This window comes from Pantoea sp. X-Soil-ISGK-355 (genome assembly GCF_059730805.1).
Window position 1 is genome coordinate 1077077 of record NZ_AP035971.1, and the last position, 18008, is coordinate 1095084.

Here is an 18008-nt window from a genome sequence, read left to right on the forward strand (position 1 = left end):
GAAAAAATGCGATACTCCCCGGAATCCCTTGAGGCTTTTATGCAGACCGTGGCGAGTGGCTCCTTTTCGGCGGCTGCGCGTGCGCTGGGTAAAAGTCAGTCCACCATCAGCGCAGCGGTGGCTAATTTAGAAGACGATCTCGGCTTTGCGCTGTTTGATCGAACGGGCCGTCAGCCGATCCTCTCCGAGCAGGGACGTCGCGTTGTTCCTCAGGTTCAGCAGATTCTGTCGGCCAGCGAGCGGCTGGATGCGCTGGCGATACGTCTGTCGCAGGGCGTTGAACCCCGGCTCAGTTTTGCCATGTCCGATTTCTGGCAAACCGATCATCATGAACATCTGCTCAGGCAATTTGATGCGCGTTATCCGGAGATTGAACTGGAAGTCATGATTGCTGAAGATGGTGATGTCCTTGATCTGCTGCAGGCCGGGCGGGTACATCTGGGCGTCGTGCGGGCGCAGCCCAATCTGCCGGTAGATATCGCAGTGGCGCGGCTGCAGGTTGAAGCGCAGATGGCGGTCTTTTTACATCGCGATCACCCGCTGGCACAGCCTGATACCCTGAGCGAAAGCGAACTGGAAGGCGTGCGACATCTGCGGCTTAACACCTGGGTTGAGGCGCATGAACCCGCGCCCATGGGTCGCATCTGGTCAGCGCCCACCTATTTACTGCTGCTGGAGATGGCGGAGCAGGGATTTGGCTGGACGATTCTGCCACGCTGGCTGGTGAAACAGTTTGGGCATGGCGTGCTGAAAGAGTTGTCGATGTCGGGCTGGCCACAGCACATCGCCGTTGAAGTTGTCTGGTCACGACGAACGCCGCCCGGTCCGGCGGGGCGCTGGATGATCGATCAGCTGTGCGCCCAGCCGCGTGTTTAGTCGTGGCGGGCGATATCCGCAAACGGTGCGTCCAGCAGGCGTGAAAGATCCTGAGGTGCCAGTTCAATATCCAGGCCTCGTTTGCCGCCAGAGATAAACATGGCGTCAAACGCGCTGGCTGAGTCATCGATTACCGTGGGCAGCCGTTTTTTCTGTCCAAGCGGACTGATACCGCCCACCAGATAGCCGGTCACACGCTGTGCCAGCTGCGGATCGGCCATATCGGCTTTCTTCGCGCCCAGCGCTTTTGCCACCTTTTTCAGGTCGAGCTGCGTCGATACCGGCGTAATCGCTACCGCCAGCTGTTTCGCTTCACCATTCAGCGCCACCAGCAGCGTTTTATAGACCTGGCGCGCATCAAGATTAAGCCTGCGGACCGCTTCGTCACCAAAATGCGTTTCGTTACTGTCATGTTCATAAGGATGCAGCGTAAAGCTGACCTTTTGTTTTTCAAGTAATTTTACGGCGGGTGTCATACGTATTCCTTACTAAGAAAAATCTTATTACGCAGAATCATGGAAAAAGGTGGCGAAATTTTGTTCTTTGCGTAAAATTGGCCGCGCGCCAGCAATCTGATTGCTGAGCGATAACCAAAATCATAAACAAATTCCTCTTTGACGGGCCGATAAACTTATCGGCTCTCTTTTTTTCAGGGCTTCTTCAGCATCTCAGGCAGATTATCTTCGCCGTAAAGATGCAAAGCACCCACGGCCACCACATAGTTTCCCGCCGCTAACCCCTGCAGCCTGTCACACCACTGCGCATTACGCTGACCGATCAACGTATCATTCAGCGCCTGACTGAACGTCGCGGGCAGAGTGATTTCAGGCTGGCGTGGCGGTGTATCAAGCCACCAGCTCACCATCATCTGCAGCAGTCGTGCATTAGTGTGCCAGTGCAGCAGCGTATCCTGTAACAGCGCCATGCCATCATCCGGTAGCGCGGTTAGCAGGGCGATCTGCGCATCGGCACCTTCCAGTTCAATCACGGGTTTGTTCAGGCCTTTCGCTGCCTGCAACAGCTGATAATCAATGCCGTAGTCAGGCCGTAATCCCAGCCTCTGTGCCTGTTGCGCCTGTAACATCAGCGCCACCTGCCAGGCGGGCAGGTTATCCAGCAGGCTAAGCGTGAGACTCATCTCCTGACACAGTGCGGTAAGCGTTTGCATCGCGCTGCTCTCCAGTCGCTCTGAGAGCGCAGGACGATCGCCTCGGTGATCGAAGGGTGAGCCACCCTGCGTAATATCCGCTTCCACAATCAGCGCATCAGCCTGCTGCAACTGATGCAGCAGGCGAGCGGGCAACGGCTGCATATCGCGCGTTCCCATATGAATACTGCCCACCAGATGCAGTTGACGATTGCCAAGCCGGACATCTATCGCAGGCCAGCGGTAACTGGCGGGAAAAAGTTGGCTGATAAAGCCGCGCAGTGAGCGCCAGATGTTGCCTGTCATTCCCGGTCCTTTGCGATTCAAAACCCCATGCTAGCGACTTCAGAGCGTTAAAAACAGCGCTGAAACGGCGATTACTGGCGCGGTGGCCGGTAACGCAGCAGGCGGTTAGCATTGCTGACCACGGTAATGGAGGAGAGCGCCATCGCCGCACCTGCAACAATCGGGCTGAGCAGGGTGCCGGTCAGCGGATAGAGCACGCCCGCGGCTACCGGAATACCGATACTGTTATAGATAAATGCGCCAAACAGGTTCTGCCGGATATTGCGCAGCGTCGCGGAAGAGAGCGCTAACGCATCTGCCACGCTGTTGAGATCGGCGCGCATCAGCGTAATTCCCGCAGTTTCTACCGCCACATCGCTGCCACCACCCATCGCAATGCCCACATCGGCCTGCGCCAGTGCAGGCGCGTCATTGATGCCATCACCGACCATCGCGACGCGACGACCCTGCTGCTGTAGCTGTTCAATGGCCGCCGCTTTGCCTTCAGGCAATACGCCTGCAATCACTTCATCAATGCCGGTTTCGGCAGCGATGGCGCGTGCGGTATCTTCATGGTCGCCGGTCAGCATAATCAGGCGATAACCCTGCTGATGCAGTCGCTTAAGGGCTGCACTGCTTTCAGGACGTAGCTGATCGCGCAGCGCGATCAGCCCGGAGAGCTGACCCTGTTCAGCCAGCAACACCGGGGTGGCACCCTGTTGTGTCAGGCGCATAATCGCTGCTTCTGCCGCCCGGCAATCGACGCCGTTATCCTGCAACAGTGCAGCGTTACCCAGCAGCAGCGCTCTGCCATCCAGACTACCGCTGACCCCTCTGCCGCGTATTGTACGAAATTGCGCTAACGACGCTGGCTGAGTCAGTTTCGCTTCGGCGACAATCGCTTTTGCCAGCGGATGACCCGAGGCGAACTCCAGCGCAGCCGCGGTCGCTAATACCGATTCACGGCTGGCGTTCCCCCAGACCAGCACCTCACTGACCTGCGGCTTTCCGGCCGTCAGGGTGCCGGTTTTATCAAACACCAGGGTGTCGATCTGGCTGGCGCGCTGCAGCGCATCGGCGTCGCGGACCAGCACCCCCAGCTCGGCGGCACGGCCAACACCGGCAATAATCGACATCGGCGTCGCCAGTCCCAGTGCACAGGGGCAGGCGATAATCAGGACGGTTGTCGCAATCACCAGCATGTAGGCAATCTGCGGCTGCGGGCCGAACAGATACCACACCGCGCCGCTGAGCAGCGCAATCAATACCACCACCGGGACAAAAACGGCGGAGATGCGATCCGCCAGACGGCCCACATCGGGTTTGCTGCTCTGCGCCTGACGTACCAGCCGGATAATGCGCGACAGGGTGGTGTGATTCCCGGTTGCCCGGGCGATAAATTCTACTGAGCCGTCCTGCACCAGGGTTCCGGCAAAGATCGCCACACCCGGATTTTTGCTTTGCGGCACCGCTTCGCCGGTGAGCATCGCTTCATCAAACCAGGCTTCACCCGTGATGATTTCGCCATCGACCGGCACCCGATCGCCGGTGACCAGGCGCAGCGTCATGCCGGGCTGGACGTCACTGACCGGGATCAGTCGGTCGCCCTGTTGATCGACCAGCCGCGCCTGGGCCGGTGTCAGATCAAGCAGTCGCTCCAGTGCCTTAGACGATCGCTGACGCGCCCGCTGCTCCAGTGCATGGCCCAGATTGATCAGGCCCAGAATCATCACGCTGGCTTCGAAATAAAGATGGCGCGCCTGCGGCGGGAAAAAGTCGGGCCACAACACCACGCTAAAGGAATAAATCCAGGCCGCGCCGGTGCCGAGTGCTACCAGCGTATCCATGGTAGCGCTGCCATTACATAAACTGCGCCAGGCGCTGCGATAAAAGTGGCTGCCGGTCACGACCATGATCAGCAGGGTCACGAGGCCCAGCGTCAGCCAGATGCCGTGGTTATGGTCGGTGAGCATCATGTTGTCGCCAACCATGCCCCAGATCATCAGCGGTACGCCAAAGGCTAAGGCGACAGCCGCCTGCCAGCTGAAACGCCGCATCGCGCTGCGGGCGCTGTGCTGCTGCTTTTCACGTCGCTCCTGCTCGTCATCCACCACCTGCGCGCCATAACCCGCGGCATCAACGGCAGCCACCAGCTGCTCAGGGTCAGCATCACCCAGCACCAGCGCACTGCGCTCGCCGAGATTGACCCGCGCCTGGCTGACGCCTGCGACCTGCTGCAGCGCTTTTTCCACCCGGCTCACGCAGCTGGCGCAGGTCATGCCTTCAATCAGCAGCATATGAGTGGGTAATGTTTTTTCTGCCGGATGAGAAGCGGTCTCCGTTGTCAGCGCCTCCGGCGGCGGCTCCGATGCTGTCAACGGTTCAGACTTTGGGGACGCGTCCGCCGTTTTCAGCGTCGCGTGATAGCCCGCCTGCTCAACAGTGGCGATCAGTGCAGCCGCATCCGCGTGACCGGAAACCTGCGCTTCCTGTTGGGTAACCTCGGCCTGGTCAACATCGTCGCGCTGCTCAAGTGCCTCTTTGACGCGTTTGACACAGTGGCCGCAGGACAAGCCGTCCAGTGCCAGAGAAATAGTGTGTGACATAATCAACTCCTCTTGTGATCCCATTTGACCAACTGGTCAGTTTCGATTCATGCTTAAGCATAAACCTTCCATCAAGGGGAAGGTCAAGGGGACGAAAATGAACATCAGCGATGTGGCGAAAAAGACCGGGCTGACCAGCAAGGCGATTCGTTTCTACGAAGAGAAAGGGGTGGTGACGCCGCCGTTGCGCAGTGAAAATGGTTACCGCCATTACGACGGTCACCATCTGGATGAACTGAACCTGTTACGTCAGGCGCGACAGGTAGGCTTTACGCTGGATGAGTGCCGCGAGCTGGTGGCGCTATTTAACAATCCGTCGCGACACAGTGCCGATGTAAAAGCCCGCACTCTGCAGAAAGCCGATGAAATTGCAGCGCACATTGAAGAGCTGCATGCCATGCGCGCTCGTCTGCTGGCGCTGGCGGACGCCTGCCCGGGCGATGAGAGCGCAGAGTGCCCGATTATCAATAATCTGGCCGGGTGCTGCATTCAGCGTGGCTGAATTCGCAGCGTAATCCCCTCAATGCCGACCACGACGACCGGTGTGCCGGCAGGCAGATCCTGTTCTGCCTCAACCCGCCAGCTGCTATCCCCGATGCGTATGTGACCGGTGCGGTTATGCAGCGCGGTATCCAGCGTCAGCTGCAACCCGATCATCTGGCTACCGCGCTGGTTCAGGGCATTGGGCGTCTGATGCGTTTCACGGTGGCGCATCCAGCGATACCACAGAAAGACGCAAATCAGTGTCAGCACGGCAAATAGTGACCCCTGTGTCGTCCAGCTCACTGGCACCAGCCACTCAAAGATGCCGACAATAACTGCCGCCAGTCCGCTCCACAGCAGATAACCGCTGGTGCCCAGCATCTCAGCCGCCAGCAGTAATCCACCCAGCGTCAGCCAGAACCAGTGCGGATGCGCGATGATTTCCATCAGCATCAGCGTGTCGACTCGGTACGCGATTCCTTCAGCAGTTCACCGATGCCCGCGATCGACCCCAGCAGACTGCTCGCTTCCAGCGGCATCATCACGACTTTGCTGTTAGTGCCTTCACCGATTTTTTGCAGCGCATCGGTGTATTTCTGCGCCACGAAGTAGTTGATAGCCTGAATATCACCCGCCGCGATCGCTTCCGAGACCATTTTAGTGGCGCTAGCTTCCGCTTCAGCCTGACGTTCACGGGCTTCTGCCTGCAGAAACGCCGAGGTACGTTCACCTTCCGCTTTGAGGATCTGCGACTGCTTCTCCCCTTCAGCGCGCAGGATAGCCGCCTGTCGTACCCCTTCGGCCGTCAGAATATCGGCGCGCTTGGTTCGCTCTGCTTTCATCTGTGCATTCATCGCGCCGATAAGCTCCTGCGGTGGACGCACGTCGCGAATCTCGATACGGGTGATCTTAACGCCCCACGGGTTGGTCGCTTCATCCACGATATGCAGCAGACGGGTATTAATGCTGTCACGCTGTGACAGCATTTCGTCCAGCTCCATGCTGCCCAGCACGGTGCGCATATTGGTCATAGTGAGGTTCAGAATCGCCTGCTCAAGATTGCTGACTTCATAGGCGGCACGCGCCGGATCAACGACCTGAATAAAACAGACCGCATCGATGGTGACGTTGGCGTTATCTTTGGAGATGATCTCCTGCGAGGGAATATCCAGTACCTGTTCCATCATGTTGATCTTGCGACCGACGCGATCCATGAACGGCACGACCAGACTTAATCCTGGCTGTAGCGTGCGGGTATAACGGCCAAAGCGCTCAACCGTCCATTGAAAACCTTGTGGCACGATCTTGACGGTTGCCCAGACCGCTACCAGTGCCAGAATAATCAGGGCAGGAATGACAGTTATCATACAACCTCCGCATTGTCTGATTAACGGGCCGAGTCGCTTCGGCCCGTGGTGCTGCTGTTAGTACAACAGGGAATAGAGCTGGCGACGATAACGCGCAGCCAGTGCATCGCCGGTTCCCAGCGCCGCCAGAATCTCCTGCAGCATTTTACGCGCCTGGCCATCTGCGGCATTGAGATCGGATTTCAGAAAGCTGAACAGCAGTTCCAGTGCTTCTTCATTGCGACCCACCTGATGCAGTTGTAACGAGAGTTTAGCAGCCAGCCCGGCGTTAGTCGGGTCCGCTTCCAGCTCGGATTGCAACTGCTGAATCTCCGGCGTATCCGCAGCCTGTTTCAGCAGATCGATCTGCGCCATCAGGCTCTGATAACGGGTATCCTGATCCTGCAAAGGTACGACTTTTAGCACTGCTTCTGCTTCATCGCTGCGGTTCAGGGTAATCAGTACTTCTGCCAGCAGGAAACCGATCTCACTGGACTGGTTGCTCAGCTGCCACGCATCTTTTAACAGCGGCAGCGCCTCCAGCGGTTTATCTTCCTGCATCAGCACCATCGCCTGCTGCGCTTTCAGCTCTTCTTCACGCGGCAGGACTTTTTCCAGCAGGGCGCGGATCGCCTCTTCCGGCTGCGGTCCCTGGAAACCGTCAACCGGCTGACCATCCTGGAACAGGTAGACGGTCGGGATTGAACGCAGACCAAACTGCGACGCGACTCTTTGCTCTTTGTCGCAATCGAGTTTTGCGAGAATAAACTGACCCGCGTACTCCTGCGCCAGACGCTCCAGCACAGGTGTCAGCTCCTGACAGTGCTGACTGCGCTCAGACCAGAAGTAGAACAGCACCGGCAGCTGCATCGACTGCTCAAGGGTCTGCTGCAGGTTAGATTCGTTGATGTCGATGATAGAAGCGTGTGGTGACATGGATAAGTCTCTTTGCAAAAAGTGTTCTAAGAATATGGGGCCAACTGGCCCGGCTTCAAGCGCTATTGCGCATGGCTGATTAATGGCTGCGCAAAATGCGATCCAGCATCCAGCCTGGCAGTAACCGTTTCAGCAGGCTCATGACGTGTGCGATCAGCGTCACCGGATAGCGCAAACGTGGATGTTTACTCTCGAGTGCGTGACGAAGCTTAGGCAGAATGGCTTCCGCTGGCAGGGTAAAGCGTGTCGCGATGCCCGGGTTACGCACCGGGTTATGCTGTTCCCCCTGCGTCACATTGTCGGTAAAGCGAGTCTCAATCGGGCCAGGTTCAATCAGGCTGACCCGGATGCCGCTATTGCGCACTTCGAGCCGCAGCGCATCGCTCCAGGCTTCCAGTGCATATTTGCTGGCGGCATAGGCACCCCGGCCAGGCGTGGAGATCAGTCCCAGTACCGAGCTGGTATTCACAATGCGGCCATCGCCGCTGGCCTGCAGCGCCGGCAACAGTCGCAGCGTCAGCTGATGGACGCCAAAAAAGTTGCTGGAAAACTGCTGCTCCAGCTGCTGACGGGTGAGGGTTCGCAACGGGCCATACAGACCAAATCCGGCGTTGTTGAATAGCGCGGCCAGACGGTTATCGCAGAGCGCGAGCACCGTGTCCGCTGCCCGATCGACACTCTGCGGATCGTCGAGATCGAGCTGCAGGCCCGTATAACCCAGCGTGTTCATGCGGGCGACATCGTCGGCTTTTCGGCAGGCGGCGATCACCTTATAACCGCGCGCCAGCAGATCGTGCGCGGCGACCAGGCCAATCCCGCTGGAACAACCTGTAATCAGAATGGTTTTTTGCATTTCTTTACCCTTTTTGCGCATCCAGGCGCGCTACGGCTGCTTAACTAAGGGAGCCAGTTCTTTTGCCATTAATCCGGCGATAAATGGCTGTGCATCAGGATTGGGATGTATGCCATCCTGCTGCATCCACTCGGGTTTCAGATAGACCTGCTCCATGAAAAAGGGCACCAGAGGAATATCATGCTGCTGCGCGAGTCCAGGGTAGATGCCGCTGAACGCCTCGGTGTAGCGGCGGCCATAGTTGGCGGGCAGACGGATCTGCATCAGCAGCGGCTTTGCATCGGCAGCTTTGACATCGTCGATGACTTTACTCAGATTCTGCGCGATAGCGTCAGGCGGAAAACCGCGCAGACCATCGTTACCGCCCAGTTCGATTAACACCCATTGCGGCTGATGCTGTTTTAATAGTGCAGGCAGGCGCGCCAGTCCCTGTGCGGCAGTGTCGCCGCTGATGCTGGCGTTGACTACTTTTGGTTTCTGCTGCCACTGCTTATCAAGCAGGCTGGGCCAGGCAGCGGTGGCAGACATGCGATAGCCTGCGCTCAGGCTGTCGCCCAGCACCATCAGGGTATCTGCAGCAGCAAGACGCGACACCATCAGAAGAATCAATAACAGGAAGGGATAATGCCAGCGGAAAACATTGTTGAAGTTCATCATCTTACTAAGTCCGTCGGTCAGGGAGAGCATCAGTTAACCATCCTTACCGGAGTTGAGTTGGTTGTCAAACCAGCCGAGACCATTGCGCTGATTGGCGAGTCCGGCTCCGGCAAGTCAACCCTGCTGGGAATTCTGGCCGGGCTGGACGATGGCAGCAGCGGCGAAGTTCATCTGCTGGGGCAGCCGCTGCACCAGATGAACGAAGAACAGCGTGCGGCTCTGCGTGCCCGTCAGGTCGGCTTTGTGTTTCAGTCATTTATGCTGGTGCCGACACTGAATGCACAGGAGAACGTCCAGCTGCCATCACTCCTGCGCGGTGACAGCGACCGCCAGAGTCGCGAACAGGCACGGGAACTTTTGACGCTTCTCGGGCTGGGTGAACGTCTGCATCATCTGCCCGCTCAGCTGTCAGGCGGCGAACAGCAGCGTGTCGCGCTGGCTCGCGCCTTCAGTGGTCGTCCGGGTCTGCTGTTTGCCGATGAGCCGACCGGCAACCTTGACCGCAAAACCGGTGATCGCATCGCCGATTTGCTCTTTTCCCTTAATCGCGACTTCGCCACCACGCTGATTCTGGTGACGCATGACGAGCAACTGGCGGCGCGCTGCGATCGTCGCCTGCGGCTGCGCGACGGAAAATTGTGGGAGGAGCAATGATCTGGCGCTGGTTCTGGCGCGAGTGGCGTTCGCCCTCGCTGCTGATTGTCTGGCTGGCCCTGACGCTGGCGGTGGCCTGCGTGCTGGCGCTGGGGTCGATCAGCGATCGCATGGAAAAAGGGCTGAATCAGCAGAGCCGTGATTTTATGGCTGGTGACCGCACGCTGCGTAGCACCGATGCTGCGCCCGAAGCCTGGCTGGAAAAGGCGCGGGAAACCGGCCTGACGGTCAGTCGTCAGCTCACCTTCATGACCATGACCTTTGCCGACCAATCACCGCAGCTCGCCTCGGTAAAAGCAGTGGATGACCGCTACCCGATGTTTGGCACGCTGCAGACGCAGCCGCCGGGACTGAGGCCGCAGGCGGGTACTGCGCTGGCGGCACCGCGCCTGATGGCGTTGCTGAATCTGAAAGTGGGCGATACGCTGGAAGTCGGCGATACCCAGCTGCGCATCAGCGGGGAGATAATCCAGGAGCCGGATGGTGGCTTTAACCCGTTTGAGATGGCACCGCGTCTGCTGGTCAATCTGGCGGATGCTGGCAAAACCGGTGCGATTCAGCCAGGCAGCCGTATTACGTGGCGCTATAAATTCTCCGGTAATTCCGAACAGCTGGCCCGCTATGACCGCTGGATTGAACCGCAGCTGAAGACGGACCAGCGCTGGATCAGCGTGGAGAACTCGGAAGATGCGCTGGGCCGTTCGATGCAGCGCGCGCAGCAGTTCCTGCTGCTCTCGGCCTTACTGACGCTGATGCTGGCGATTGCGGCCGTGGCGGTTGCCATGAGTCACTATTGCCGCAGCCGTTACGATCTGGTGGCGGTGCTGAAAACCCTGGGCGCGACGCAGGGTGCGTTGCAGCGGTTGATCATCGGCCAGTGGCTGGCGGTGCTGCTGCTGGCGGCGATTGCCGGAGGCGTTGTGGGGCAGGGCGTGGAAGCGATCCTGATGGCCATGCTGAAACCCGTGTTGCCCGCCAGCTTACCGGCGGCCAGCGTCTGGCCGTGGATCTGGGCGGTGGGATCGCTGTTTGTCATTTCGCTGCTGGTGGGTTTGCGTCCCTATCGTCTGCTGCTGGCAACGCAGCCGCTGCGCGTGCTGCGGCGCGATGCAGTGGCAAATCTCTGGCCGCTGAAAATCTATATCCCGGTGATGATCGCGGTGGTCGTCACGCTGTTAGCGTTGCTGATCGGGGGCAGTAAAATGCTCTGGGCGCTGCTGGCAGGTGTGGTGGTGCTGGCGGGATTACTGGCGTTACTCGGCTTGGGAACCCTGTTGCTGCTGCGTCGGCTGGTGGTGCGCAATCTGGCGCTGCGACTGGCGATCAACCGGCTGCTGCGCCAGCCCGGCATGACGCTGAGCCAGCTCGCGGCCTTTTCGCTGTCGTTTATGCTGCTGGCGCTGTTGCTGGTGATGCGCGGCGATCTACTGGATCGCTGGCAGCAGCAGTTACCGGCAGACAGCCCGAATTTCTTCCTGCTCAATATGACGGCGGATCAGGTGCCGCAGGTGCGCGATTTCCTGCAAGCGCACCAGATCAAACCCGAAACCTTCTATCCGATTGCGCGGGTGCGGCTTAGCGAACTCAACGGCAAACCGGCCGATCCGAAACGGGATAATGCCCTGAATCGCGAACTCAACCTGACAGAGCTGGCCGAGCGCCCGGATTACAATCCGCTGGTCGCTGGCAACTGGCCGCCGAAGGCCGGTGAAGTGTCGATGGAGGTAGAACTGGCGGATCGTCTGGGGCTGAAGCTCGGTGATACGCTGACGTTCGACGGCGATACGCAGACCTTCAGCGCCCATATTACCAGTCTGCGTAAAGTGGACTGGGAAAGCCTGAAGCCGAATTTCTTCTTTATCTTTCCGCCAGGTGCGCTCGACAGTCAGCCCCAGACCTGGCTCACCAGCTTCCGCATGGAGGCGAATCCTGTACTGCTGGCGCAGCTGAACCGTGCTTTCCCGGCGCTGAGTCTGCTGGATATCGGCAGCATTATGCGGCAGATCGGTCAGGTGCTGACGCAGGTCAGCCGGGCGCTGGAGATCATGGTGGTGCTGGTCACGGCCTGCGGTGTGTTGCTGCTGCTGGCGCAGATTCAGGTCGGGATGCACCAGCGTCGGCAGGAGCTGGTGGTCTATCGCACGCTGGGTGCCGGTAAACGCCTGCTACGCACGACGCTGTGGTGTGAGTTTGCGCTGCTCGGCGTGGTTTCCGGCGTGGCGGCTGCGATGGGGGCAGAAGCGGCGCTGTGGGGATTACAGACGAAGATTTTCGATTTCCCATGGCAGCCTGACTGGACACTGTGGCTGGCATTGCCGTTGTGTGGCGCGCTGCTGCTGTCGCTGTGCGGCGGCTGGCTGGGGATACGGTTACTGAAAGGAAAGGCGCTGTTCAGGAAGTTTGATGCGGCGTAAAGCAGGGCTGGAATAAGGCGGCACCAGGCCGCCTTTGACCTTTATTCAGACTGCACCCGTAACCTGCAGGCGCGTTACGGGAAACTACAGCTTTTCAACGGCCCAGGCGATACCGCTGGCGTACTCTTCCGGTAGCTGAGGTACCAGAGCATTTAGCGCGGCGCTGAGCCGCTCTGCATCGCTGTCGTTCAGATTGAGGTGGCCCACCTTACGACCCGGACGCACCTCTTTGTCATACCAGTGCAGATGCACCAGCGGCTGTTGCAGCCAGCTGAGATTCACGGCAGTGCCGATCAGATTCACCATGACCGACGGCGCAAACACCACCGGCTGCGGTAAGGCCAGGCCAAGAATGGCGCGCAGATGCAGGTCAAATTGGCTGATAGACGCGCCGTTCTGCGTCCAGTGACCACTGTTATGCACACGCGGTGCCAGCTCATTGATCAGCAACCCGGCTGGCGTCACAAAACACTCCATCGCCATCACGCCAACGTAATTCAGCGCCTGCATGATCGCGCTCAGCATCGTTTCGGCCTGCTGCTGCTGTGCCGGATCCGCCTGCGGAAACGCCACGCTGGTGCGCAGAATGCCGTCCTGATGCAGGTTATGCGTCAGTGGATAGAACACGACCTTGCCATCGTGACCGCGCGCGCCGACCAGTGACACTTCACCGGCAAAGTTGATGCCCTGCTCAACGATACACTCGCCATAACACGCATCCGGCAACTGGTCAGTTTCATCAGCACGCAGACGCCACTGACCCCGTCCGTCATAACCACCCGTGCGGCTTTTCACAATTGCCAGCTCGCCCAGTGAATCAAACACCGCTGGCCATTCGCTTTTGTCCGCCAGCAACTGCCACGGCGCGGTAGCGAGCCCCAGTTGATCCAGTAGCTGTTTCTGCGTCAGGCGATCGGCCAGACGTGGGAAAATATCACGGTTAACAAAAGCCGGATGGCTCGCCAGTTCACGCGTCAGCGCGGTCTCCGGCCAGCGTTCGATTTCGGCGGTAATCACGCTATCGGCGATCGGCAGGGCGGCAGGATCGGCATCCAGGCCTACCGGATAGACCGCAATGCCCAGCGGTTCACCCGCCTGACGCAGCATACGACCTAACTGGCCGTTGCCCAGTACGCAAACCGGCTTCATGCATCCACCCGCGGATCGGGATGGTTCAGCACCTCATCGGTCTGAGTCTGACGCCAGGTATTCAGGCGTGACGCCAGCGCGCTGTCATGCAGTGCCAGAATCTGCGCGGCCAGCAGGGCGGCATTAGCTGCACCCGCTTTACCAATTGCCAGCGTACCGACCGGAATACCGCGCGGCATCTGCACAATCGAATAGAGGCTATCGACGCCGCTCAGGGCCGCACTCTGCACCGGCACACCCAGCACCGGCACCAGGGTTTTTGCTGCCAGCATTCCCGGCAGATGCGCCGCGCCACCTGCGCCAGCAATAATCACCTGATAACCGTTGCCGGCTGCCGTTTCGGCAAAACTGAACAGTTTATCCGGGGTACGGTGCGCAGAGACCACTTCAACATCAAAAGGGACGTCCAGGCTGGAAAGGATTTCAGCGGCGAACTGCATGGTGGCCCAGTCACTTCTGGAACCCATAACAATGGCGATGCGGGCCGGGGCGTTGGATGACATGCGGTCAACTCCTGTGAATAAACAAACAGACCTGGCCGGGCGGACAGGTTTTGAAGGGCACCGAGAATAGCATGAGACGCACGCAAGGAAAACGGTTGCGTCAGGCTAAGGTTGGGGAGTTAACCGCAGACTAAAAGTCGAAATGGATAAGCTGAATGCCGCTGGCGTCGAGCTGAATCATTGAGCCACGGCTGTGCCAGGCACCCAGCACTGCGCGTTGTGCTGTTTCACCTTTTAAGTTCAGCGTATGAATCGCCGGGCGATGCGTATGGCCATGGATCAGCAAAGGCACCTGCTGGCGCAGCATTGCGTCGGCCACAGCATCCTGATTCACATCCATAATGGTCTGGGATTTATGCTGGTTGGCCTGTTTACTGTCGGCGCGCATCCGGGCGGCGATGCGTTTACGTATCCACAACGGCAGCGCCAGGAAGAGCCGCTGAATCCAGGGATTGTGTACGTTGGCCCGAAAACGCAGGTAACCCGCGTCGTCAGTGCAGAGCGTATCGCCGTGCATGATCAGCAACCGATGGCCGTAGAGCGTCAGCACCTGCTCTTCCGGCAGCAGCGTCATGCCGCAGGCCTGCGCGAAGCGTCGGCCAATCAGGAAGTCGCGATTGCCATGAATAAAGTAGACGGGAACCGGCAGGGCGCGCAGGGCGCGGGCAATCTGCTGATGCAGCGGATTGGGGTCGTCGTCGCCAATCCAGGCTTCAAACAGATCGCCGAGAATATAGAGCGCGTCGCAGTGGGGCGCTTCGCGCTGTAAAAAATGCAGAAAACCGGCGGTAATCGCCGGTTCTTCCTGACACAGATGGAGATCTGCGATAAACAGCGTGCGGGACATTACTCGCTGACGGTCACTTTCTGGATAACGACGTCATCTTTTGGCACATCCTGATGCATGCCGCTGCGGCCGGTAGAAACGGCTTTGATCTTCTCGACCACGTCCATACCTTCAACCACTTCAGCGAATACGCAGTAGCCCCAGCCCTGAACGCTTTCGTCACGGAAGTTCAGGAAGTCATTGTCAGCCACGTTGATGAAGAACTGTGCGGTCGCAGAGTGCGGCGCAGAGGTACGTGCCATTGCCAGCGTACCTTTAGTGTTTTTCAGACCGTTGTTCGCTTCGTTCTGGATTTCATCTTTGGTCGCTTTCTGCTTCATGCCCGGCTCGAAGCCGCCGCCCTGAATCATAAAGCCGTTGATGACACGGTGGAAAATGGTGTTGTCGTAAAAACCTTCACGGCAGTAATCCAGGAAGTTCTGTACGGTTGCCGGCGCTTTATCATCGAAAGTTTTGATTACGATATCGCCATGGTTCGTCTGGAAAGTTACCATTTTTGTTGTCCTGTAAAGGTTGTGATCAGTTGCCGGGATCGCGCTGTTAACTGGCGTACCCCTTTTAGTCGACCGTTCTTATATCATAATTTCCAATGACGCGTCAGCAGCACGGCGCAGTTGGCTTGCTTTGCGTCGCGCGAGCGATAAAAATACGGCACAATGTCTGGATACTTAAAAAAGCCAACCACACGCGAAAACGGAACCGTTCAATGCTTAAGATTTATAACACCCTGAGTCGACAGAAAGAGGAATTCAAACCCATTCATGCCGGTAAAATCGGGATGTATGTTTGCGGCATCACGGTGTATGACCTCTGTCACATTGGTCATGGGCGGACGTTCGTGGCGTTTGACGTGGTGGCGCGCTACCTGCGTTACCTCGGTTATCAGCTTAACTATGTACGTAACATCACCGACATTGATGACAAAATCATCAAACGCGCCAATGAGAATGGCGAGAGCATCGAAACGCTGACCAACCGTATGATCGGCGAGATGCACAACGACTTCGCCGCGCTGGGCATTCTGCCACCTGATGAGGAACCGCGCGCCACCCGTCACATCGCTGAAATCATCGAGCTGGTGGAAACATTGATCGCTCGCGGTCATGCCTATGTGGCAGATAACGGCGACGTGATGTTTGATGTACTGAGCGACACCGATTATGGCGCGCTGTCGCGTCAGGATCTGGAGCAGCTGCAGGCGGGCGCACGCGTTGAAGTCGCTGATGTGAAGCGCAATCCGATGGACTTCGTGCTGTGGAAGATGTCTAAAGCGGATGAGCCCGCCTGGTCATCACCGTGGGGCAACGGCCGTCCTGGCTGGCACATCGAGTGCTCGGCGATGAACTGCAAACAGCTGGGCACCCATTTCGATATCCACGGCGGCGGTTCAGACCTGATGTTCCCGCACCATGAAAACGAAATCGCCCAGTCGAGCTGCGCTCATGACGGTCCTTACGTTAACTACTGGATGCACTCCGGCATGGTGATGGTTGACCGCGAGAAGATGTCGAAATCGCTCGGCAACTTCTTCACCGTACGAGACGTGCTGCAACATTATGATGCGGAGACGGTGCGTTACTTCCTGATGTCCGGTCACTATCGCAGCCAGCTTAACTACGGCGAAGATAACCTGAATCAGGCGCGCGCGGCGCTGGAACGCCTTTATACCGCGCTGCGTCACACCGACAGCAGCGTTAAAGCGCACGGCGGCGAAGCGTTTGAAGCGCGTTTCCGCAGCGCTATGGATGATGATTTCAATACCCCGGAAGCCTACTCGGTGCTGTTTGATATGGCGCGTGAAGTGAACCGTCTGAAAAGCGAAGACGGCGCGTCAGCGCATGGTCTGGCGTCGAAGCTGCGCGAGATGGCTAACGTGCTGGGTATTCTGCAGCAGGATCCTGAGCTGTTCCTGCAAAGCGGCGCGCAGGTTAATGATGAAGAGGTTGCCGAGATTGAGCATTGGGTGAAGGCCCGTGCCGATGCGCGTGCTGCGAAAGCCTGGGCAGAAGCGGATATCGCGCGCGACAAGCTTAACGCGCTGGGGGTCATCGTCGAGGATGGGCCACAGGGCTCCAGCTGGCGTCGAAAATAAACCGGAGAGGGCGAGCAATCGCCCTTTTTTATTATGGCGATTGAACAGATTCAGATCCGCGGTTTCCGCTCAATACGTAACCTGACGCTGTCACTGCAACAGCTGAATGTGGTGAGCGGTCCCAACGGCTACGGTAAATCCAACCTCTACAAAGCGGTGCGACTGCTGCACGAGGCGGCCAGCGGTCGTCTCGCGCTGGCACTGGCTGACGAAGGCGGCATTCAGAAAGCGATGTGGGCAGGCGGATTGCGCCGGGGCGATCGCCGACACGATCCGAAGCGGCTGGAGCTGGCCGTGGTGATGGATGATATGGATTACCAGCTGGAGATTGGCTTTCCCGAGCCGCTGTCGACCAGCCTGTTCAATCTTGATCCGCTGGTGAAGCAGGAGCGGCTCTGGCTCAGCGGCCAGCGTCGTCGTCATTCTGCCTGCCTCATGCAGCGTGAAAATCAGACCGCCTTTCTGCATAACGTTGAGGGCGATCGCGTCGCCTGGCCGGCGGTGCTGCATCCGGAAGAGTCGCTGTTTGGTCAGCTTAGCGAACCCCATCGCTACCCGGAGCTTTCCCAGCTGCGCGAACGGCTGCTGCAGTGGCGCTTCTACCATGAGTTCGCCGTCTGGCCTGGCTCACCGATTCGTGCGCCGCAGATTGGCGTGCGTGCGCCCGTGCTGAGCCATGATGGCAGTAATCTGGCCGCGGCCTGGGCAACCATCGTGGAGCGCGGTCATTCAGAGCTGTTGTTTGAGGTGATGGCGCAGGCGTTTCCTGACAGCCAGTTTGACGTCGAAGTGCAGAACGGCCGCTTTCAGATGCTGATGTCCCGCCATGGCATTCTGCGTTCGCTGGAGAGTGCAGAGTTTTCAGATGGCACGCTGCGTTTTCTGTGTCTGGTTGTGGCGCTGCTCAGCCCGCGCCCGCCCGCCTTTATGGCGCTGAATGAGCCGGAAAACAGTCTGCATGAAGATCTGTTGCCTGCGCTGGCGCGCTTAATCGCCGAAGCCAGTCAGTACAGTCAGCTCTGGATCACCAGCCATTCAGCCCGGCTTGCAACGCTGATTGCGCGGCATACGGCGGTGAATCATATTGCACTGGAACAGCGGGAAGGAGAGACGCGTGTGGCGGGGGAAGCACTGCTGTGACAGCGTCCCCGCAGGGACGC

At 58.4% G+C, this 18008-nt stretch carries 18 protein-coding genes; 6 read left to right on the forward strand and 12 right to left on the reverse strand.

Annotated elements, in window-relative coordinates; genetic code table 11:
- Positions 1–6 precede the first annotated feature (6 nt).
- Complete coding sequence (locus AC6I8J_RS04780; protein WP_161731987.1) at positions 7–876, forward strand: LysR family transcriptional regulator; 870 nt, start codon at positions 7–9, stop codon at positions 874–876.
- Here the strand turns inward: AC6I8J_RS04780 and ybaK are convergent.
- The 3 genes from ybaK to copA form a co-directional block, all read right to left on the reverse strand.
- A complete protein-coding gene (gene ybaK / locus AC6I8J_RS04785) occupies positions 873–1352 on the reverse strand; it encodes a Cys-tRNA(Pro)/Cys-tRNA(Cys) deacylase YbaK (protein WP_161731989.1) in 480 nt (159 codons plus the stop codon). The two genes, AC6I8J_RS04780 and ybaK, sit on opposite strands and share 4 nt — an antisense overlap.
- Positions 1353–1525: 173 nt before the next feature.
- The gene (locus AC6I8J_RS04790) at positions 1526–2329 is read right to left on the reverse strand and encodes a TraB/GumN family protein (RefSeq protein WP_161731991.1); all 804 of its coding nucleotides are present in this window, start codon (positions 2327–2329) and stop codon (positions 1526–1528) included.
- 71 nt (positions 2330–2400) lie between these two features.
- The gene (gene copA / locus AC6I8J_RS04795) at positions 2401–4914 is read right to left on the reverse strand and encodes a copper-exporting P-type ATPase CopA (protein WP_253421239.1); all 2514 of its coding nucleotides are present in this window, start codon (positions 4912–4914) and stop codon (positions 2401–2403) included.
- Between the two features lie 97 nt (positions 4915–5011).
- On the opposite strand from copA, the gene cueR reads away from it, so the two are divergent.
- Positions 5012–5416: a Cu(I)-responsive transcriptional regulator gene (gene cueR, locus AC6I8J_RS04800; RefSeq protein WP_161731995.1), complete on the forward strand. Its 405-nt coding sequence runs from the start codon at positions 5012–5014 to the stop codon at positions 5414–5416.
- Here the strand turns inward: cueR and AC6I8J_RS04805 are convergent.
- The 5 genes from AC6I8J_RS04805 to tesA all read right to left on the reverse strand — a co-directional run bounded on the left by AC6I8J_RS04805 (position 5404) and on the right by tesA (position 9189).
- Entirely contained in the window at positions 5404–5850 is a 447-nt protein-coding gene (locus AC6I8J_RS04805; protein WP_222924402.1) for an NfeD family protein, read from the reverse strand. The genes cueR and AC6I8J_RS04805 overlap by 13 nt on opposite strands.
- Positions 5850–6764, reverse strand: a complete 915-nt coding sequence (locus tag AC6I8J_RS04810; RefSeq protein WP_260057646.1) for an SPFH domain-containing protein — start codon at positions 6762–6764, stop codon at positions 5850–5852. Before AC6I8J_RS04810 ends, AC6I8J_RS04805 begins: the two co-directional genes overlap by 1 nt.
- 57 nt (positions 6765–6821) lie before the next feature.
- Positions 6822–7679 carry a thioredoxin family protein gene (locus AC6I8J_RS04815; protein WP_161732001.1) on the reverse strand — a complete coding sequence of 286 codons (858 nt, stop codon included), beginning with the start codon at positions 7677–7679 and terminating at the stop codon, positions 6822–6824.
- A gap of 79 nt (positions 7680–7758) precedes the next feature.
- Positions 7759–8532, reverse strand: coding sequence for an SDR family oxidoreductase (locus tag AC6I8J_RS04820; protein WP_497825134.1), 774 nt, complete (start codon positions 8530–8532; stop codon positions 7759–7761).
- A gap of 30 nt (positions 8533–8562) precedes the next feature.
- Positions 8563–9189, reverse strand: coding sequence for a multifunctional acyl-CoA thioesterase I/protease I/lysophospholipase L1 (tesA, locus tag AC6I8J_RS04825; protein ID WP_202604849.1), 627 nt, complete (start codon positions 9187–9189; stop codon positions 8563–8565).
- Between tesA and ybbA the strand changes: the two genes are divergently transcribed.
- On the forward strand, positions 9157–9843 hold the full coding sequence (ybbA, locus tag AC6I8J_RS04830) for a putative ABC transporter ATP-binding protein YbbA (protein ID WP_010259059.1): 687 nt from the start codon (positions 9157–9159) through the stop codon (positions 9841–9843). The two genes, tesA and ybbA, sit on opposite strands and share 33 nt — an antisense overlap.
- Positions 9840–12257, forward strand: coding sequence for a putative ABC transporter permease subunit YbbP (gene ybbP, locus AC6I8J_RS04835; RefSeq protein ID WP_497825631.1), 2418 nt, complete (start codon positions 9840–9842; stop codon positions 12255–12257). Before ybbA ends, ybbP begins: the two co-directional genes overlap by 4 nt.
- An 84-nt stretch (positions 12258–12341) precedes the next feature.
- Here ybbP and purK read toward each other — a convergent pair whose 3' ends face one another.
- From purK to ppiB, 4 genes are all read right to left on the reverse strand, one after another.
- Positions 12342–13406 carry a 5-(carboxyamino)imidazole ribonucleotide synthase gene (gene purK, locus AC6I8J_RS04840; protein WP_497825135.1) on the reverse strand — a complete coding sequence of 355 codons (1065 nt, stop codon included), beginning with the start codon at positions 13404–13406 and terminating at the stop codon, positions 12342–12344.
- A complete protein-coding gene (gene purE / locus AC6I8J_RS04845; protein ID WP_161732007.1) occupies positions 13403–13909 on the reverse strand; it encodes a 5-(carboxyamino)imidazole ribonucleotide mutase in 507 nt (168 codons plus the stop codon). The genes purK and purE overlap by 4 nt, the downstream gene beginning before the upstream one ends.
- Before the next feature lie 130 nt (positions 13910–14039).
- On the reverse strand, positions 14040–14756 hold the full coding sequence (gene lpxH, locus AC6I8J_RS04850; protein ID WP_497825136.1) for a UDP-2,3-diacylglucosamine diphosphatase: 717 nt from the start codon (positions 14754–14756) through the stop codon (positions 14040–14042).
- On the reverse strand, positions 14756–15250 hold the full coding sequence (gene ppiB, locus AC6I8J_RS04855; RefSeq protein WP_013357047.1) for a peptidylprolyl isomerase B: 495 nt from the start codon (positions 15248–15250) through the stop codon (positions 14756–14758). Before ppiB ends, lpxH begins: the two co-directional genes overlap by 1 nt.
- 212 nt (positions 15251–15462) lie before the next feature.
- On the opposite strand from ppiB, the gene cysS reads away from it, so the two are divergent.
- Together cysS and AC6I8J_RS04865 are read left to right on the forward strand one after the other, a co-directional pair.
- A complete protein-coding gene (cysS, locus tag AC6I8J_RS04860; protein WP_033782242.1) occupies positions 15463–16848 on the forward strand; it encodes a cysteine--tRNA ligase in 1386 nt (461 codons plus the stop codon).
- Positions 16849–16881: 33 nt separating this feature from the next.
- Positions 16882–17988 (forward strand): AAA family ATPase, encoded by a 1107-nt coding sequence (locus tag AC6I8J_RS04865; RefSeq protein ID WP_497825137.1) that lies wholly within the window; start codon positions 16882–16884, stop codon positions 17986–17988.
- Positions 17989–18008: the final 20 nt, after the last annotated feature.